Origin of the sequence: Shimia isoporae, assembly GCF_004346865.1 — a bacterium.
Taxonomy (GTDB): domain Bacteria; phylum Pseudomonadota; class Alphaproteobacteria; order Rhodobacterales; family Rhodobacteraceae; genus Shimia; species Shimia isoporae.
Genome location: NZ_SMGR01000001.1, coordinates 1,920,867 through 1,940,334, shown reverse-complemented (window position 1 = coordinate 1,940,334; position 19,468 = coordinate 1,920,867). Strand labels below are relative to the sequence as shown.

Below are 19,468 nucleotides of genomic sequence, written 5' to 3'. Positions count from 1 at the left end.
GGTCGGTGATCCAAACAAAAAACCGCCCGGAGGCGGCTGTCTGCAAAACGTCGGTAGTGCGTCGGTATAACGTCGGTTGCGAATCTCTCAGAGAAACGGGAGGTCGATCAGGCCAACGTAAGCCATCAACGCGACGAGAAAGGCGCCTGTGGCTGTGACCAACTGGAACTTTGCGAAGCTGTTGCGAACCGTCTCGCGCCAGCCCGAGCCACCGCCGGAAGACTGGTTGCCGCGATTGGACCACTTCTGCTTTGAGAGATGGAAGATCATGTAGATTTTCACCGACGCGTTGATGATCTGGTTCAGGTACAGAATAAACGGCCAGCTCATGTCGGCGCGACGTGCATAGCCAAACAAGAACAGGCTGAGCACACAGCGTGAGAACAGCACCCAAATCACGCAATTCCAGAAATAGCCCGGAGCGATAATGGTCCCGAGAACCGCCATTACCGGGCTAACCATCATCGTCCACATCGCGAGCCGCTGGTCCACGAGACACCACCAGATAAAGAACGGCATTGCGCGAGGGCCAAGGGCAATTGCGCGGGCGCCGTTGCGCAGCATGTTGCCGGACCAGCGGCGGAAGTTCTGGACCATGCGACCCAGACCGTTTTCCTTGATGACCTCGATTGTATAGACGGTCGCGTCGGGTACGTAGGTCATCTTGCAGTTCAGTGAGAGCAGGCGATACCAGCTGCTTTTGTCGTCACCTGACAGAAAGCGAAAGCGCCCCCAGAGCCAATGGTCCAGATGGTCCGCCTCAATGTTGCGGATGAAGGCCTCGGTCAACACGTGTTCGCCGCGAAACACGCTCATGCGGCCAGTCAAAGTCAGCACGCGATTGGAAAGCGCGTGGCTTTGCATTGCAAGACGACGCTGGGCAAAGCGCATGTCGAGCCAGTTGGCGATCCATTTGGGTCCATACACAATGACTTCTTCGTCGGTGGTCAGGGCCTGAAGCTCCGGATCTTCGGCAAACATCGGAAGGGTCTTGCGAAGGACGTCATCGCCAAACAGCGCGTCTCCGTCCATGAAGATCACCAGGTCATCAGGATGCGGCATCGAACGGCAGATGGCGCGCAGGACCAGACCGATCGCCATACGTTTTCCAGGTTGGTTCTGGCGGATGAACACCAGCGATGCGAGGTCATCAGGGATGTCCTGAGCGTAGGTTTCCACGAATTGACGAATGATGAGTTCATCATAGGACGAGCCGGTTCCGATATAGATCGTCGTCGGGATTTTTTCGCGCCGGATTTGACCCAGAACGGAGCCGATCACACGTTTGGTGATGGCGGGCTCCTCGAAATAGGTTGTCATCTGAATGTGGAGCCGGCGTGGCCGCCAGCCATCGGCCCAAAGTGCATCTGCGCGGCTGCGCATGCCGGGCCATTTAAAATTCGCATAGATGCGCGCACGCACCGCATGTGTGAACCACCAGCCGAACCGCCACAAACCAAGTGTTCCGAGCGCCACGGTTATGTGCATGACAGATGGGTTGAAAAACCGGTTGGGGACATTGGCCAACAGCCAAAGCAGCCCCATGAACACGACAAGGAAGAACGAAAAGTGTCCGATCGACCATTTGCCAAAGAAATTCGGGGCAGGGCCTTTGAAATGGCTCAACCGGTTGGTCAGGTCCTTGTCAAAGGCGTATTCGCTTTCTGGTTCATGCATCGGGGGCGGTCCGGGATGAGATCCAGCGCTTCAATCGCGGGAAGGTTTGACGGGATGCTTCCAGATTCACCGGAGCGCCGACCCGCAATTGGGCGCGGGCGTCAGTGACGGACAGGTCGTTCGGCTCCACGAACACCAGAATGCCGTATTCGCCCGGACGCTGCGGATTGTTGTCGGCTTGCAGATCGACGATTGTGCCCGTGAGCCGCTGGCGTGTTCCATCGGTGTTGAAGCCAATGGTTGCGGGCATGCCGATGTAGAGGGTTTCGGCAAACTTCTCGGAAACCCAGCCAACTGTTTGGCGCATCTCATCGGTTTCAAAGGTCAGGACCGGAGTCCGGCGAGGCAAAAACTGACCTTTGGAGATCAGAACCTCGCGAACGATTCCGTTGGCTGGGGCGACGATCTGGGTGGACTGGACAAAGTCGCGCCGCCCCAGCACATCCGCGCGACGTTTCTTAACGTCAACGGCGCGAATATCCCGTTCTTTGAGAATTGCGCTGCGCAGGATCACAGCCGGATCATAGGGCGCAGCCGCCGCCGGTGTATTTGATGCGATCCGCTGGAAACGGGTGTTCACATCTTCAAACCGGCGTTTCGGTAAATAGCTTTCAAACAAAAGGGCCAGGCCTGCGTCGCGCAGCGCCGGGTCGAGTTCCTGCGTGAGCGCATCCAGACGGGTCAGATCATCTTTCACCGCCTGATGTGCGTCTTTGGCAGGCCCGAGCAAATTCTTTGCCTTGTTCAGCTCAGCCTCGCCCTTGCGATTGCGCAGAGTGACGAGAACATCCCCTTTTTCGACGGCCTGACCGGCGGTGACGTTGACGTACTTCACTTCGCCGTCGGCGAGTGCCTGGACCTCGGTTGTGACGTTGGCCACGCGGCCGTGCTGGATATCAATCCGGTTGAGGTTGGTCAGGATGTTCTGGCCCACGACACCCACAATTGCCAAGGCCAGAGCCATATAGACCACGACATTCAAGACGGCCCGTAAGGTGCGGACAGCGCTCGGTTTTTCAGTTGCAGCCTTTTCGCTCTCGGTCTCTTCCATCGGGACGAGATCGAGCGGCGTGTCGAGGCTGGTGATAACCTCGGCGGAGCTGGCCATCTTGCCTGAAAGCAGCGAACGGTAAAACAGCGCAAGGGTTTCGCGCTGGCGACCTGAAAGTCCGCTGAGGCAGAGTTCGCCCGGGCGATCCGGAGCGGGTTTGAGACGCACAGGAAAGCGGACATCCACGCCTTGAAAGGGAACGTTCAGAGTGCCGGTTTTCGGCGCTTCGCCTGCATCTTCAGGCCAGGCGAGCGCGGCCAGCGACCAATTCTGGATCGTTACCTGAGTGCCGCACGGTTTTTCAAACAGCAGTGGGGCTGTCACCATGGGCTCTGTGGCCGGATCTGGAGGTTGATGATGCACTTGCATTCTAGGCTCGGGTTTGTGGGACTGGCCTAAACCTAGTCGTCGCACGCCGCTCTCGCGTCGGAGCGGAGGGCTAGTGACACACGCATTGGCGCGGCCCGCTGACCGAAAGGATAGTTCGTTTCCAAAATGGCGCTTTTGGTGTCATTCACCGCAATTTGTTTCCGAAATCGCGGCTAATTGGTTGACCTTAGGTCAAAAGGCTTGCGTAAGGTCATAAAAACAAGGACATTTGTTGCGTTAACTATTTTAGCACTACGCATTTCGATCAGCGGGTCGACAAACAGGGGGCTGCCATGTTCTTCCCTGCGACAATTCGAAATATGCGTGCCGGACTATTGGGGGCGTTTTGCCTGTTGCTGGCCTTTGGCGGCAACAGCAGCGGCGTTCGACTGTCTGCAGAAGTGGATCCGTTAAACGCGCCTTATGAACTGGTCCCGTTTTCCGGTGAAGACACGCTCCGGGATTTCACAGCCAGACATCTCAATGATCCCGACCTTTGGCCGACCGTACTGCGCATAAATGACATGGCATCCGTCGCTGAGCTGGCACCCGGAGATGTGTTGCAAATGCCGGTGGTTCAGGTTGCCTTGGCGGATGAGGCGTTGGCGTTGTCATTGGCGGCAATCCAGCGGGCAACAGCAGAAGGCGCGCGCTTGTTCGCACCGACCCAGATTGGCGACGCGTTGGCAGATCGGGACACAGCTGTGGAAAGCCGTGGAGAAGGGGAATGGCGCGATGTTGTGACCTTTGCCGGATCCAGCACGGAGCATGCAGAGGAGGCGTTCGAGATTGCGGTGGCCCAACGTGACCGGGCCGCAGAGGCGCTGATCACCGACATTCACGGTCGTGTCGAAGGGCGCGATCCAACGGAGGCTGCATGGTCGGATCGTGCGCTTGACGACATCCTCGTGGAGTTCGAGCGGGTCCGGACGCTTACCAACTCGACCACGCAGGTGACATTTCGCGATCTGAGCAGGCTGCGCCTGAACCCCAATTCCAATGCCACCATCCAGCGCATGCGCTCCGATCCCCTGACGGGCAAGGAGGTTACCAAAGTCAGCCTGCAGAGCGGCGACTTTTACGCTTTGCTCAACCAGCTGAGCGATCAGGACAGTTTCGAGATTGATGTGCCGGGTATCCAGACCACCACAGAAAGCGACGATTTCTGGATCAAGAAGGAAGACGACAGCGCTTTGTTTGTGAATTACGACACCGCGGCTTTGGACATCGAAAGTGGCGCAGCGAAAGTGTCGCTTGGACAGGACGAAGGAGTGGTGATTACGGATGCGGGCGTGGCCGCTCGGGCAGAGGTGCTTGACCGAACTTTGTTATCGGGTCCGATGGATCAGGCGGAAGTGTTCGGCTCGGGAGTTGACTTGGCGTGGCAGGCATTTCCGGAAGCCAGCGGATACTGGTTTGAGGTTGCTGCCGACGCTGGCTTCAACCGGATGATCACAACTGAATGGGGGGTCAAGGAAACCGGTTTTAGGGTGGAGGGCTTGACCCCCGGCGTGCATTTCTGGCGCGTGGCGGCATTGGATACTTTGGGTTTGCCGGGAAAATGGTCTGAAACGCGCGCTTTCGAGTTGCGAATTGACGAGACGCCGCCATTTCTGACCGTGCTGACACCAAGCGATGCTGCATTGGTGGAAGCAGACACTGTGGAGGTGCTGGGCGCATCAGAGGTTGACGCCGTTTTGGAGCTGAACGGGCAAGCCATAGAAATAGACGCTGACGGCAGTTTTGTTGTGCAGGTTCCTCTTGTCGAAGGAGAGAACCCCCTTGTGCTGGTTGCGATGGATGCGGCCGGCAACAGGTCGGAAAAGCGACGCAATGTGATATATGTCCCCCGGGAAGGCGTCGACATTTCACTTGATGAAGGGCTCGCGCGAGAGGGAGACGTATTGGTAAGTCGCACAGCGGAGATGACCGTCACGGCCGCAACCACAGCGCAACCCGGTTTGGAAGCCGTTCTTTGGGACGCAACCGGGGCCGAGATAGGGCGGACACGCATTGGCGCGGATGGACGTCTGGCAATGACGGTTCCGGCCCGGCACGAACCTGCGTCCTTTAGGATCGAAGTGCTGTCGCGCGGTGGCGCTAGCGTCGGCGAGATTGGCTTTGCCGTGCAGCTGGATGACGAAGCGCCACAGATTGTTCTTGATGTGCCTCCACCGCGGGCCACCTCCGAAAAAACTCTGGATCTTACCGGCGTGATCGGTGTCGCCACCAGCCTGAGTATCGATGGGGAAGATATTGAAATATTTGATGATTTCTTCGCTACACAAGTGGTTTTGAGTTCTGGTCGAAATGTCTTTGAAATGCGTGCGGAAGATGCTGCAGGAAACGTCGGCGTTCTATTGGTTGAGACTTTGCTTGATCTCGAACCGCCTGTGATCAACCAGGCCGAGATGTCGCGCCCGCAAGGTGATGCCGGGCCCATTGAGATTGTGGTTACAGCACAGGACGAAGGTGGTCTGCGGCAAGCCGCACCATACCTCGTCGAAGTCGGAGATCGGGAATTTGAGGGATACCTGCGGTGCGACAGTCGCGCGGGTGTTTGTCGGGCGAGCCTACCGGCCACCCAAGGCGCGATGACGCTGATCGAGGTGGTCGTTCTGGACTACGCGGGAAATGAGGCCTTCAGGTGAGGGGGCGGAAGCGGGGATGGTGAGGATGTTGAAACGCGTAACGCGTCTGTTCTTGGCGGGTTTGGTTTTGCATGGCGCTTCTTGGGCCAATGCACAGGATGTGGCACCCCCGGCGGATCAGGGATTGTTGGTTGTTTACGGTGTTCTGGCACCGACGAGAGAAGGTGATATCGATCACAGGGAAACGATCTTTTTCAGTGTTCCCAATGATTTGAGAGACCGAGTTTACGTCCGGATTTTTGATCCCGAGATGAGCGGGGATCATGATTTCCGCTATGGTCGATATGGTGCAACCGAGACCGTTTACCGGATTGTCGGGGGGGACGGAGCGCGCACAGGCATAGCGATGCCCGAGCCAGTTGAGGATGGGGCGAAACCCCAAAAAGCAAAGCGGGCAGACGTACTGGCGGCTCGTTCCGGAGAGACCTTGCGAGAAACCACATTTGCGGCCGATCCGCAGACTGACGGGCAGTGGGTTTCGATCGGGGCGGTGCGTGCGCGGCAGGGTGAAATCATCGGAGACCGCGCGTGGTTCCGGCTGGATGTTGTGGGCGCGGACGGGGACGACGGCAACGGCTTCAACGTCGATGTCAGCCTCGCCAGAGATGTGCACAGGCGTCCGGAAGGCTTGGTGATGGAAGCTTACCAACCCACCATTCGCTGGCCGGGAGGATTGATCGGAACGCGTGTCGAATTGCTAAATCCCTCCCAAGGCCCGCTGATCGTTCAAAACTTTGACGGCGCGGCCGGAGATTTGCGGTTGAACCAGATGTATTCGGACATTCGCTTGCAGGCCTCCGGTCAAAACGTCTGGGTCTCTGAAGAGGTGGATACAAAAGAGGCGCTTCTGGCTCTGACCCTCCGCGGAGGTTTTGAAACGCCCAACGATGTGACGCTCTCGGTGTTCGACCAAACGGGGCAGGCCTTGCCGATCCTCATGCCGCCTCGGTTGGCACCCGTCCCCGAGAGGCCTGAGGCGATCCCCCGCGCGCGGGAACTGGCGGACTGTCGTTCGGTCGCATTCGACGGCAGCCACGAAGGCGCGGATGCCCTGTTGGCTTACATGTGGGACTATGGTGACGGAGCTGATGGCGAAGAGCCAGTTAGCGCGCATAGCTATACAATGACCGGGAACCTGGAGGCGCGGTTGCGTGTACTGCTGCCCGGGTCGCGCGCTGCGCGGGGGGCTGAGGCCACTGTGCCCGTGCACATCCGAAACGCACCTGTCGCGGACGCAGGGCTGGACCTGATCGTAGCGCCCGGAGACGTTGTGGCGTTTGATGGCAGTAATTCGGTGCCAAGCGACAGTCCGATCACACGGTATATCTGGTCCTTTGGGGACGGTGAGGCCGAGGAAGGGGCGACCGCCGAACACGTCTACGGTCAACCCGGAGCCTATAGGTCGGTTTTGCGGGTTTCGGATGCAAGCAGCCACCCCTGCAACTTCGGAGTTGCCACGCGTTTGGTGACTGTGAACGCATCGCCCGTGGCAGAAGCAGGCACCGACCAAAGCACAATCGTCGGTCGGGCCATCACTCTGGATGGTGCGGCCAGCTATGATGTGGACGGAGAGATCGGCACACACAGCTGGGACATGGGGGATGGAACTGTTCTTGAGGGTGCGCGTGTCACCCATGTTTATGACGCACCCGGGATTTACGCTGTAGCGCTATCCGTGACCGATGACAGCGGCGTCAGCAATGCCACTTCTTCTGACCGGCTGACCATTCGGGTCAATGCACCGCCAGTGCCTGTGATCGAAGGTCCTGTCGAACCAGTGGCTGTTGGCGAAGCCGTGGTGCTTGATGGCAGCAAGTCTTCGGATGCGGACGGAGTCATCTTGAGCCACTTGTGGGAGTTTGGTGACGGATCAATCGGCGAAGGCGAGATGGCGGAATATGCTTGGGCAAAGCCGGGGGTGTACAACGTTGTCCTGAGCGTGACCGATAATTCCGGAACAACATCCGCCACGCAACGGGTGTCCTATGAGGTGGTGGTCAACACGCGCCCAGTGGCGGATGCCGGTCCGGACCAGTTCGTAACCGCGTCAGACGTTCAGTTTGACGGCAGCGCATCCCGGGACATTGATGGTCAGATATCGGGTTTTGTTTGGGATTTTGGTGACGGGCGGAGCGGCAGCGGACCGCGTCCGATGCACTCTTTTGCCCGCCCCGGAACCTATGAAGTGGCATTGACGGTTCAGGACGACAGCGGAGCCCCCCAATCCACCCACCGCGACACCATGACCGTCGTGGTGAACGCGGCGCCGATCGCCGATGCGGGACCGGCCCTAACGGTCGCGCCGGGGGAACTTTTTCTGTTGGATGCCGGCGCATCGGTAGATCCGGATGGCCGGGTCGTGGACCATGTTTGGACATTTGGCGATGGGGGTCTCAAGTCCGGCGTGCGCGTAGAGCACAGCTTTGATGCACCAGGTTTGTATCGCGTTCAGTTGGCGGTTACCGATGATTTCCAGGGCGGTGGGGCGCAGGATGAGAGTGAGGTGTTGATCACCGTCAACGATCAGCCTGTTGCCGTGGCCGGACCGGACCTTCGCATCGCGCCGGACGAAAGTGCGGTGTTCGACGCTGCTGGATCGTTTGATCGCGACGGTTCCATAGGCAGCTACAGTTGGGAATTTGACGATCTGCAGACACCACTTGAGGCAGCCAGAGTTGAACGGGCATGGCCCACGGCAGGCGTGTACAACGTACGCCTGATTGTGCGCGATGACAGTGGTGTCGCAAACGCCACGGCGCAGGACAGCCTTGTTGTGCAAGTCAATCACCGTCCGGAAGCAGAGGCGGGGGCGGTCATCGATACTGACCGGTTGCTTGTGAAACTCGATGCAGGTGGGTCAAGCGACGCGGACGGAGACAATCTGGTGTACACGTGGGACTTTGGCGACGGGTCTCCGCCGGTCTTCGGGCGGGAGGTGGCGCATGTTTTTCCGAGGGCCGGACAGTTTCCCGTCACCCTTTGGGTTGATGACGGGTCGGGTCTCAGCAATGCGCGCGATGTGGATGCCACAACGGTCATCATCAATGCGCAACCTGTGGCCGACGCGGGCGGCAATCGGGATGTGTGTTCCGGCGAGTCGATCCTGTTTGATGCGTCGGGAAGTTCCGATGCCGACGGTGACCTGCTGCGCTATGTGTGGGACTTCGGGGATGGCAGCCGGTCCGACATCATAAATCCGACGCATACCTACGAAATGCCGGGCACCTATCCTGTGACCCTTTCGGTAGCGGACGAGAGCGGGTCCGCCAGAGGCACGGATCGGGACAGGGTTGCCGTGATCGTGCAGGAAGGCCCGATCGCTGATGCGGGTCCTGACATGACCGTCTGCGTCAATCAGGAAGTGCGCATGGACGGCAGCGGATCAACGGATGCAGACGGATCCGTAAACGGCTTTGAGTGGACATTCGGTGATGGCAGCCGCGCCAGCGGCGCGACACCGGTCAAAAGCTTCGAACGGGCAGGTACCTATTCGGTGACTTTGACGATAACGGGCGATGCGGTTGGACAGTGCAGCCCTCTGGATACGGATACGGTCACTGTGGAGGTTTTGCCGGCCAAAACCCAAGAGATCGTGGCGGTGGAGCGGGCGCCGGTCGGGTCTGCGGTTTCTTTCACCGCACAGCTGGGGGATGAAGCCGGAACGGGAGACCCGGTGGCCTTCGACTGGAGTTTTTCGGACGGAGGAGAGGCCAGCGGCCAGACGGCCAGCTATACTTTTGCCCAACCGGGCGAATACCTCGTGACTCTGACGACAACGCTGGAAGGCGGAACGCAAGATTGCGGGCAACTGCTCAGCCGCCATAAGATTGTTGTGAATGCTGCGCCGGAGCCTCTGATCGACGGGCCGGACAGCGTTGCCACCGGCGCGTTGGTAAGCTTTGATGCGGGGCTTTCGCTTGATGTCGACGGTGTCATCACCAACTATCTTTGGGACTTTGGCGACGGCACGACCACAACGGGTGTGGTCGGCAATCACCGCTACCAGAAGGCGGGAACATATACGCTTCGTCTGGAGGTGACAGATGATGCTGACGTCGCCAATTCAGTGGTCGTTGCCGAACGCCAGATCACTGTTAACCCAGTGCCAATAGCCGGACTGGACACGCCGCCTGCGCTTTGCGTGAATACCCCGCGCAATTGGCAGGTGGCCGCCGCCGAGGGAGTGATTGTGGATTGGGCATTCGGTGATGGGCAAACCGCAAGCGGCCTGGCCGTTGAACACGCCTTTTCGAAACCGGGTTTGTATCCGGTGGCTGTCACGACGGACGACGGCCGAGGGCTGGCGAATTCAGTCTACCGAGAAGAAGTCTACGCGCGCGTTAACGCGGTGCCTCAGGCCGATGCCGGACCCGACCGAACTGTATGTCCCGGCGAAGAAGTTGCTTTCACGGCAGGCGCCTATGACGCGGACGGCGCCATCACGGACTACATCTGGACATTCTCCGACGGTGTGGAGTTGCGTGGCGCAGACGTAGTGCGCGGCTTTGAGGCTTCGGGACCCGTGGAAGTGACCCTGAGTGTGGTCGATGACAGCGGGGCCACCTGCAATACCGGACAGGATACGGCTTTGATACTGGTGAATACTCCGCCATCCGTGGATGCCGGAGCAGATCAGAGCACACCTGTCGGCGCTGCCCACGACGTCTTGCGCTTTGACGCCAGCACCGCCTCGGACCCCGACGGGCAGGGGGTTCTGATTTCATGGGACTTCGGCGACGGTACCAGCTTGTCCGGTGCGGTCGCGCGGCATCGGTATGCCAGTGCCGGAGACTACACCGTGACGGTAACAGCGCGCGACAGTAGCGGGCTGGCCTGCGGCGTTTCTACAGATACCGCGCTGGTGTCGGCCACGGCACGTGAGGGCGGCAATTGATGCGTTTCCCTCTACCGCTCAAATTCTTTCTTTTCGCTGCGCTGGTCGCGGTGGTGCCGTTGGCACTGGTCGGTGACAACCTTGTGCGGATCGCGCGGGATGAACTGAAGAGCGCTGTAAACGAGGACCTGACCGGCGTGGCCGCACAGGTGCGTAGCGAGTTCGACAGTATGTATCAGGGGCGATGGTTGGCGCCGTTGATGGTGATCCGCTCCGGCGTGGACAATCCCGACCTGGACGTTGCGCAAAAAGTCTCCCTGCTGACACAGGGTATGGAGCAGCTTGAGGATGTGGTGGCCCTGCAATTGAGCGTCGAGGGTTCGGACATTCCAGTTCTGGTCAGCGATCAGAGCTTTAGCGAGGCACTCACGTCTGCCGGACTAGATCCTGTGGCAACACTCGCGGCGTCACCCGATCTGATTGCCAATATCAAGGGAACGGGACAGTTCGGTCGTCCTTTGATTAGCCAATTGCCGGAAACCGGTGACTGGCTGGCGACGCTTGCCCTTCCGATGGAAAGCCAGATTGCGGGCCGTTCTTTGACCTTGGCGGCGCGGATCAATCTTGGAACGTTGCGACGCACCGTGTCCCGGCATCCGTTTAACCAGCGCGGAGACATTACGATTGTTGATCACGCCGGACGGACTGCGCTTGTTGATGATCCCGAAGTGATGAACGAACGGGCGATCGTGGCTTCCGCGATGCCATTGATTGTTGCAGGCGCGCGCGCGGATGCGTTGCAGGCCTACACCAGACCCGACGGCAGCGCGATGCTTGGCGCCTATGCCTTTCCGGACTGGTTTCCCTGGGCGGTGATCACCGAGCTGAGTGAAGAGAGCGCCTATGCAGTGATTGCGGAAATGATGCGGCGCATCATCATGGTAGGGGCGCTGGGCTTTGCTGCGGCATCCGTTGCAGCCCTGATTTTTTCCAAACGCCTGACGGGGCCGATCCTGAAAATTGGTCGTGTGGCCGACGCCATTGGCGAAGGTGATTTTGGCGCTCGGGTGGAAAAGGTGCGTAGCCGTGACGAAATCGGCGATTTGGCCGGACGAATTAATGTCATGGCAGGTCAGTTGAGCGAGCGTATGGAATTGATGAAGTTCGTCAGTCAGGAAACGGTCAGCGCCATTCAGGCCCGCGAGGGGGAAGGGATGAAGCGCGGCGGGGAACGGCGGGATGTCACGATGCTGTTTTCCGACATTCGCGGCTACACTGCCTTTTCTGAAACCGTAACGCCCGAGGAGGTGATCGAGGTCCTGAACCGCTATTTCGAAATCCAGTCAGCCATCGTCGAACGCCATGGCGGCGACATCGACAAGTTTGTGGGCGATGAGTTGATGGCGATGTTTGTCGGCGAGGACAAGGAAGACCGAGCGGTGCGTTGTGGTGTGGAAATCAAGGAAGCCCTGGCAGAGAGCTTTGGCGCGCAGACTGGACGGGAGCTTGCGGTCGGCGTTGGCATTGCCTCTGGTGCCGTTGTACTCGGCGCGATGGGCGCAAGAGAACGAATGGATTTTACGGTGCTGGGCTCCACCGTAAACCTTGCAGCGAGGCTTTGCTCCAAAGCAGGGCCGTGGGAAGTTCTGGTCGACAAGGAGACCAGCGAAGTGGTTGATATCGACCTCGACATGGAAGCGCAGCCCGCAGTCATGCTGAAAGGGTATACTGACCCCGTTCCGGTTTACCGCGCGAGCTTTAACGAAGCACGGGAGTCAGAACCAGCGCAGTGAAAATGGTCGTGTAGATCACTGACCCAGGATGACTTCCTGCCGCAGGGCGCCGGTGATGCGGTCATAGATCAGGATACGACCGTCATCGGTCACAAGCGCATACCATCCGTCGCCGGTGGTCACGGCCTGTACGGTGACGCCCTCAGGCAAAGTGATCTCTTCGGGCAGGATCGGGCCATCGTCACGGAAGCGCATGACAATCAGTGCAACCACCGTTACAAGCCCGACAATCATTACCGTCGTCAATCCTGTGACAAGCAGCCTCAGAAACCGAAGGTTGGCTGGCTCGATCGGGTCCGGAGCATCTGTCATGGCTGAAGCCCTTGTTACTTTCGTGATCGCGGAAAACCCGCCCAAGCGCCTTGATAAGGCGCTTTCGCTGAATGTGCCAGTAGAGGCGAGCCTGTCCCGAACCCGTTTGGCCAAATTGCTGGCAGAAGGCGCGGTAAAAGTTGACGGTATCGTCGTGTCTGACCCCAAAGCCAAAGTATCTGGTGGCGAAGCAGTAGAGATTGCTGTGCCTCAGGCTGAAGAGAGCCACATAGGACCGGAAGACATTCCGCTGGACGTGATCTGGGAAGACGACGATCTGATCGTGATCAACAAGCCTGCGGGCATGGTCGTACATCCGGCGCCCGGCACACCAAATGGCACCTTGGTCAACGCGCTGCTGCATCATTGCGGAGATACGCTTTCGGGTGTTGGTGGCATGAAGCGCCCCGGCATCGTGCATCGCATCGACAAGGAAACCAGCGGTTTGCTGGTCGTCGCCAAGTCCGACGCGGCCCACCAGGGTTTGGCTGATCAGTTTGCCGCGCACACCGTCGAACGGTACTACCGCGCGGTCTGTTATGGTGTGCCTGATGCCAACGACCCGCGATTGCGCGGGGTGCGCGGTGTGAACTTCGAACCCGGAAACATTATGAAGATCACGACCCATCTGGCGCGCCACAAAACCGATCGTCAAAAACAGGCAGTCTTGTTTGAGGGCGGGCGTCACGCGGTGACACGGGTGCGCATCGTCGAGCCGTTTGGCTCACCGGCTGTGGCAGCCATGGTGGAATGCTGGTTGGAAACCGGTCGCACCCACCAGATTCGTGTGCATATGGCGCATGCCGGGCATGGGCTGGTCGGCGACCCGGTATATGGCGGCCGCCGGAAGCTTGCCGAAAAAGCCATTGGCGCAGCCGGAATCGAAGCCGCGAAAACCTTCCCGCGTCAGGCGCTTCACGCTGCAGTTTTGGGGTTCGAGCATCCTCTCAGCGGCGAAATGCTGCGGTTTGAGGCCGAAATTCCTGCCGACATGGCTGCGCTGATTGCCGCGCTGGGCAGCAAATCCGGATAACCGGCAACAAACAGCACATGCGCGTGAATGCGCAGAGTTGCCTATGGTGCGCGCGCAGAAAAAATCTTAACGTTTTGAAGAGAAATTGCCTTCGGGGGCATTGAAAGCTCGTTAGCGCTCACTAAATCCATGTTAACGAGATAAACATTGAAGACGGAGGGAGCACAATCATGGCCAATTATGCAAATTTGCCTGCACCGACACCGGAAGGCGGTCTGAACCGCTATCTGCAGGAGATCCGTAAGTTCCCCCTATTGGAGCCGGAAGAAGAGTACATGCTCGCCAAACGTTGGGTGGAGGAGCAAGACGCTGAAGCCGCTCATAAAATGGTGACATCCCACTTGCGACTCGCAGCGAAGATCGCGATGGGGTATCGCGGCTATGGCCTGCCGCAGGCGGAAGTGATCTCAGAAGCCAACGTCGGTTTGATGCAGGCCGTGAAACGGTTTGACCCTGAAAAAGGCTTCCGACTGGCGACCTACGCGATGTGGTGGATCCGGGCGAGCATTCAGGAATACGTCCTACGCAGCTGGTCGATGGTGAAGCTTGGCACCACATCGGCGCAGAAGAAGCTGTTCTTCAACCTGCGCAAGGCCAAGGCCCGCATTGGCGCGCTGGAAGAGGGGGACCTACGTCCTGAAAACGTGGCGCGCATCGCCAACGACCTTGGTGTGACCGAGGAAGAGGTGGTCTCAATGAACCGCCGCATGTCCGGTGGGGATGCCTCGCTGAACGCACAGGTCGGCACCGAGTCCGAAGGCACGATGGAGTGGCAGGACTGGCTTGAGGATGAAGACGCCGATCAGGCTGGCGACTATGAGGCCCGCAACGAACTTGAGGCGCGCCGCGAATTGCTGGCCGAGGCGATGGACGTGCTCAACGACCGCGAAAAGGACATCCTCACGCAGCGCCGTCTGGCGGATCAGGTTGTGACGCTCGAAGACCTGAGCGGGCAATATGACGTCAGCCGCGAACGCATTCGTCAGATCGAAGTACGGGCGTTTGAAAAATTGCAGAAGCGGATGCGCGAATTGGCAGCATCCAAGGGCATGATGGCGTCTCATTGACGCACAAGCTCTTGGCGAGCCAAGCTAAACATATTAACCTCTTCCGTGCGAACGGGAGAGGCTTTTTTATGAGCAGAATCAATGGCTGAGCGCGGAGTTGTCCTGCACGTGCCCGAGGATTGGCTGTCTCCGGACAGCGATGCTGTGCTGCCGTTTTACAGAAAACTCACAGCGGGATTTGACGAAATCGGCGTGGCGTGGCGCATGGAGGCCATAAATCGAGATGCGGCCCAAGAGCGTGTCGCGGAAGACGACTGGTTCCACATCTATAACCACGGTCAGGTGCAACATGAACGCGCGATGAACGCGGGCATTGCCTACGTATATCCGTTCTGGAATGTCGACCCTATGGGGATACGTGCGCAGTCCTCGATTGCCGACAAACGTTTTCTGGCGGGGCAGGTGGATGACGAAAAAGCCCGCAAGTTCTTTGGCAAGTTGCGGCGGCGGCTGATGGATCAACGCACGTCGCGGTATGCCCAGCCCGAAGAACATACAACCATTCCCGATGACTCGATTGCAGTGTTTTTCCAAAGTGAGGAGCATCGCGGCGTCGAGGAGACATGCTACATGGACCGCTGGACCATGCTGGAGACAGTGCTCAAAAACTGGGAAGGCTCGGTTGTGGTCAAGCCACATCCCAAGGACCACGATCCAATGATGGGCGCGCGTCTTGACGAGATGCAGAAGATCAACCCCGACCTGCACGTGGTCACTGGGAATATTCACGATATCATCGCGCAATGTCAGAGAGTTGTCACGATCAACTCGGCAGTGGGGATCGAAGCCTATATGCACCGGAAACCGGTGATCCTATGCGGACAGGCCGACTTCCATCACGTCGCAGATGTGGCAAAAACACCGGAGATGCTCGAGGTTTTGCTCGAGCAGGAACCCCGCGGTCGCGTTTATGCGAAGTATCTCTATTGGTATTTTGGTCTTCAGTGTCTGGACGCAAGCCGCCGCGACAAGGTGCTCGCGCGACAGGTCGTACGTCGTATGGCGGCTCAAGGCTATGATGTGAAAGCGTCCGGCAAAAAGCTGGCCGCGGAATAGGAGGCTCCTCATGAGCATTGTCAAATGGGGCATTTTGGGCGCCTCCAACTTTGCGCTGGATAAGATGGGGCCAGCGATCCACGCCGCCAAAGGGGCAGAATTGGTGGCACTAGGGACTTCCAGCGCGGCCAAAGCCGCGCCTTTTCAGGCCTTCGCGCCAGGAATGCGTGTGCACGAAAACTATGAGGATCTGCTGTCTGATCCCGACATTGATGCGATCTACATTCCGTTGCCCAACCATCTGCACGTTGAGTGGTCGATCAAGGCTCTTGAAGCAGGCAAGGCGGTTCTTTGTGAAAAGCCGGTCGGGATGAATACGGCAGAGATTGACCGGCTTATTGCGGCGCGCGATGCCAGTGGACTGCTTTGTGCCGAGGCTTACATGATCGTACACCACCCTCAGTGGCAGCGTGCGCAGGCGCTCCTGAAGGAAGGCGCGATCGGCGAACTCCGTCATGTGAACGCAGCCTTCTCGTTTTTTAACGATGACATGGGCAACATTCGCAATCAGGCGCAGGCGGGCGGCGGAGGCTTGCGCGACATTGGTGTTTACGTGATGGGCGCAGCCCGGTTTGCAACCGGTCAGGAGCCTCTTCGGCTGGACTATGCGCGGGCCGAGATGGATCAGGGGATCGATCTTTTTGCCGACATGGGATTTGCCTTTGAAGGCTTTTCATATCAGGCCTTTACGTCGATCCGCATGGCTCCGCGACAAGAGGTGCATTTCCACGGTGAACAGGCGGTGATGTCGCTCACCTGTCCGTTCAATGCCGGTATTTTCGATCAGGCCGAAATCCACATCAGCCGACCGGATCAATCGGTCACGATCGAACGCTTCCCGCGCGTCAACCAATACGTCCTGCAAGTAGAAGCCTTTGGCCGCTCACTGAAGGAGGGTGCGCCCTACGACTGGACGCTTGAGGATGCCCGCGGCACGCAGGCGATGATGGATCAGGTGTTTGCAGCGGTATAACCGCAACCTCTTTCGGCCTATGGCAGCCGTTCACGAAGCACGCGCACCATGTTCTCGCCCATGACTTTCCTGATTTGTGCGTCTGTCAGGTCCTCGGCGATGAGCGCCTGCGTCACTGCGGCCAGCTCTGACGTGTCAAACACAGTCGGCACGGATCCGTCAAAATCCGACCCCAAAGACACGTGATCTTCCCCAAGTAGATCAATCGCGGCGCGGATGGTCTTTGCGACGCCTTCGGGGCTGTCGTCGCAGGTTACATCCGCCCAATAACCAATGCCAACGACCCCACCGGTCGCAGCGATTTCACGCATCAGGTCATCCTGAAAGTTACGCACCACAGGGCAGTTGGAATAGATCCCCGTGTGGCTGACAACCAGTGGCATGTCGGTCATCCCAAGTACGTCGCGCGCGACCTGAGGACTGGAATGCGCAAGATCCAATACAAGGTTCCGATCCTGAATGGCCGTGACCACTGCGCGGCCGAAATCGGTGAGCCCCTGATCGCCAATCCCGTGCAGGGAGCCGCCCAGTTCATTGTCGAAGAAATGGTGAAGCCCGATCACGCGATATCCGACGTCCTCCAGTCCCTGCAGATTGTCAAAGTTTCCCTCCAGCGCGTGTGCGCCTTCAATGCCGAGCAAGCCCCCGGATACCCTTTGGCCAGCCGCGCGGTCCGCCAAAAGCTGATCCAGATCTGCCTTGCTGGTAATCACCCGTAACTGGCCATCGGAATTATTGGCGGCCTTGTGAAGACGTTCGGCCTGATACCGTGCGCGTTCATACAGTGAATCCCATGTTGCCACGGGCCAGAGTTGCCCGATGGCCAACAGAGTGATGTTGTCCTGCGCGTCTGCGGAGTTTTCTTCGTAGTTCTGTCCGGCAGGCGATTTGGTGACAGCCGCAAAAACCTGCAAAGCGACGTTGCCTTCTTGCATTCGGGGCACGTCCACATGCCCGCGATCTGCCCGCTTTAGAGGGTCGCGCTTCCACAATAGCGTGTCAGCGTGCCAATCGCCGATGACCAGACTGTCGTGCAGCGTCTGCGCGTCAGGGCTGATATCGAAAGGGGAGTGTTCGGCCACAACATTACGTGATTTTTCTACAAATCCCGGTGCAATCACAAAAAAACCCGCAACCGCCAGAACCACCATGAGCAACAACCGCCCCAGCCATTTCCCGAATGTACGCATGAATTCCCCCATTTTGGTCGCGTTTTGGTTGAGTCGCACGGTAGGCTGCCGTGCTGCGAAATCAAGGGAAACGCTTGGGCCGTTGTGTTCCACGGGGCAGGGCGGTTAAGCTGTTGCTCTGTCCGGCGGAGGAGAACAATGGCAGGCGGTTGGGCGCGCGATGGCGCGGTAAGCGAACAGATTGAAGCCAGCATCAGCGATGAATTGGCCCGCATGAAGGCGCAGCAACAGCCTGTGGGCGAAAGCTTGCGGTTCTGCGCGGAATGCGAAGAGGAAATACCTGAGGCGCGGCGGTTGGCCAGACCCGGCGTGAAACTCTGCATCGACTGCCAGCAAGACCGCGATGGCGCGTTCAAGGCCCGCGCGGGCATCAACCGGCGCGGCAGCAAGGACAGTCAGCTGAAATGAGCCTTCTGATCGTTTGGCATTCCCGCACAGGTGGCAGCCGTCAAATGGCACAGGCCGCTTATGACGGCGCATCATCCGAGGGGCCGGTGGTGATGCTATCAGCTGAGGAGGCGGGGCCGGAGGACGTGCTCGCCGCCAGCGGCTACATCTTCTGCGCGCCTGAAAATCTGGCGTCGCTGTCGGGCATGATGAAAGAGTTCTTCGACCGCTGTTACTATCCGGTTCTAGGCAAACTAAACGGGCGCCCTTATGCGCAAATGATCTGTGCCGGATCTGATGGTGAAGGCGCAGCGCGGCAGGTGGCACGGATAGCAAAAGGCTGGCGGCTCAGGGAAGTGCAGCCGCCGATCATCGTGAACACTTCGTCGCAATCGCCGGAGGCTATTCTCGCTCTCAAAACGATCGAAACGGACGATCTGACGCGCTGCGCCGAACTCGGAGCGGCACTGGGTGCCGGTCTCGCGCTTGGTATGTTCTGATTTTCTGGTCGGCAGACGCTACCTGAAACACGTCAGGCTCTCGCCGTTTGCGCTCATCACCAGTTCCGAATTTGTAAGCCTGTCCACGCGATAGGTTTCTTCGCTACTCATCAGCAAATAGTCCACCAATTCGCGGGCTTCCGGGAGGTCTTTGATGTCGAAACCATCAGCGGTCAGAGACAAAAGCGTGGTGTCCGTCGGCCGGTCTCTCAAAATGCCAGCAGGCAGGTATTCATAGCGGCTGAGGGCCGTCAGTTCCGCAACTATTTCTGCGCCTTCTTCCTCGAATTTCAGGAGCACCTCGGATTTGAGAGTTCCTTCGGGCGAAAACGACATAGACATTTGCATTTCTCCCTCCGGTGATTTGTCTGCGCAGGTCCAGTCGCCGTGAAGCGTTTGGGAATACACACCGGTCGCCCATAGGGCTGTAAAAGCGGCAAAGAAAATAGTGTTACTCACAAATGTACCTCTGCTGGAAGAAAATGCCTTCAAGAATGTAGCCAAGGCCAAAATAGCAAAAAGAAAAAGGGGACCAAAGGACCCCCTTCAAGTGATGTCTCACCAACTAGGAGCTT

The 19,468-nt window shown here is 58.5% G+C and carries 14 protein-coding genes; 9 read left to right on the top strand and 5 right to left on the bottom strand.

Annotated elements, in window-relative coordinates:
- Positions 1–87: 87 nt before the first annotated feature.
- Both BXY66_RS09520 and BXY66_RS09515 read right to left on the bottom strand, forming a co-directional pair.
- Positions 88–1,677 carry a glycosyltransferase gene (locus tag BXY66_RS09520; RefSeq protein ID WP_132859878.1) on the bottom strand — a complete coding sequence of 530 codons (1,590 nt, stop codon included), beginning with the start codon at positions 1,675–1,677 and terminating at the stop codon, positions 88–90.
- Complete coding sequence (locus tag BXY66_RS09515) at positions 1,670–3,055, bottom strand: HlyD family secretion protein (protein ID WP_165929142.1); 1,386 nt, start codon at positions 3,053–3,055, stop codon at positions 1,670–1,672. Before BXY66_RS09515 ends, BXY66_RS09520 begins: the two co-directional genes overlap by 8 nt.
- Positions 3,056–3,417: 362 nt before the next feature.
- Here BXY66_RS09515 and BXY66_RS09510 point away from each other — a divergent pair, with 362 nt between their 5' ends.
- From BXY66_RS09510 to BXY66_RS09500, 3 genes are read left to right on the top strand one after another with little or no spacing between them, the layout of a single operon-like run.
- On the top strand, positions 3,418–5,748 hold the full coding sequence (locus BXY66_RS09510) for a FecR domain-containing protein (RefSeq protein ID WP_165929141.1): 2,331 nt from the start codon (positions 3,418–3,420) through the stop codon (positions 5,746–5,748).
- 25 nt (positions 5,749–5,773) lie between these two features.
- Positions 5,774–10,642 carry a PKD domain-containing protein gene (locus BXY66_RS09505; RefSeq protein WP_165929140.1) on the top strand — a complete coding sequence of 1,623 codons (4,869 nt, stop codon included), beginning with the start codon at positions 5,774–5,776 and terminating at the stop codon, positions 10,640–10,642.
- Positions 10,642–12,375, top strand: coding sequence for an adenylate/guanylate cyclase domain-containing protein (locus tag BXY66_RS09500; protein ID WP_132859874.1), 1,734 nt, complete (start codon positions 10,642–10,644; stop codon positions 12,373–12,375). Before BXY66_RS09505 ends, BXY66_RS09500 begins: the two co-directional genes overlap by 1 nt.
- 15 nt (positions 12,376–12,390) lie before the next feature.
- Here BXY66_RS09500 and BXY66_RS09495 read toward each other — a convergent pair whose 3' ends face one another.
- Complete coding sequence (locus BXY66_RS09495; protein ID WP_132859873.1) at positions 12,391–12,687, bottom strand: DUF6476 family protein; 297 nt, start codon at positions 12,685–12,687, stop codon at positions 12,391–12,393.
- Here BXY66_RS09495 and BXY66_RS09490 point away from each other — a divergent pair.
- The 4 genes from BXY66_RS09490 (at position 12,686) to BXY66_RS09475 (ending at position 16,816) form a co-directional block, all read left to right on the top strand.
- Entirely contained in the window at positions 12,686–13,720 is a 1,035-nt protein-coding gene (locus BXY66_RS09490) for an RluA family pseudouridine synthase (RefSeq protein WP_132859872.1), read from the top strand. The genes BXY66_RS09495 and BXY66_RS09490 overlap by 2 nt on opposite strands.
- 170 nt (positions 13,721–13,890) lie before the next feature.
- Positions 13,891–14,787: an RNA polymerase sigma factor RpoH gene (gene rpoH, locus BXY66_RS09485; protein ID WP_132859871.1), complete on the top strand. Its 897-nt coding sequence runs from the start codon at positions 13,891–13,893 to the stop codon at positions 14,785–14,787.
- 81 nt (positions 14,788–14,868) lie between these two features.
- A complete protein-coding gene (locus BXY66_RS09480) occupies positions 14,869–15,843 on the top strand; it encodes a capsular polysaccharide export protein, LipB/KpsS family (RefSeq protein ID WP_132859870.1) in 975 nt (324 codons plus the stop codon).
- A gap of 10 nt (positions 15,844–15,853) precedes the next feature.
- Positions 15,854–16,816, top strand: coding sequence for a Gfo/Idh/MocA family protein (locus tag BXY66_RS09475; RefSeq protein WP_132859869.1), 963 nt, complete (start codon positions 15,854–15,856; stop codon positions 16,814–16,816).
- A 17-nt stretch (positions 16,817–16,833) separates the two neighbouring features.
- On the opposite strand, the gene BXY66_RS09470 is transcribed toward BXY66_RS09475, so the two are convergent.
- Positions 16,834–18,006, bottom strand: coding sequence for a dipeptidase (locus BXY66_RS09470; protein WP_132859868.1), 1,173 nt, complete (start codon positions 18,004–18,006; stop codon positions 16,834–16,836).
- Between the two features lie 138 nt (positions 18,007–18,144).
- Here BXY66_RS09470 and BXY66_RS09465 point away from each other — a divergent pair, with 138 nt between their 5' ends.
- Entirely contained in the window at positions 18,145–18,414 is a 270-nt protein-coding gene (locus BXY66_RS09465; protein WP_132859867.1) for a DksA/TraR family C4-type zinc finger protein, read from the top strand.
- Positions 18,411–18,893, top strand: coding sequence for a flavodoxin family protein (locus BXY66_RS09460; protein WP_132859866.1), 483 nt, complete (start codon positions 18,411–18,413; stop codon positions 18,891–18,893). The genes BXY66_RS09465 and BXY66_RS09460 overlap by 4 nt, the downstream gene beginning before the upstream one ends.
- An 18-nt stretch (positions 18,894–18,911) precedes the next feature.
- On the opposite strand, the gene BXY66_RS09455 is transcribed toward BXY66_RS09460, so the two are convergent.
- Entirely contained in the window at positions 18,912–19,352 is a 441-nt protein-coding gene (locus BXY66_RS09455; RefSeq protein WP_132859865.1) for a hypothetical protein, read from the bottom strand.
- Positions 19,353–19,468: the final 116 nt, after the last annotated feature.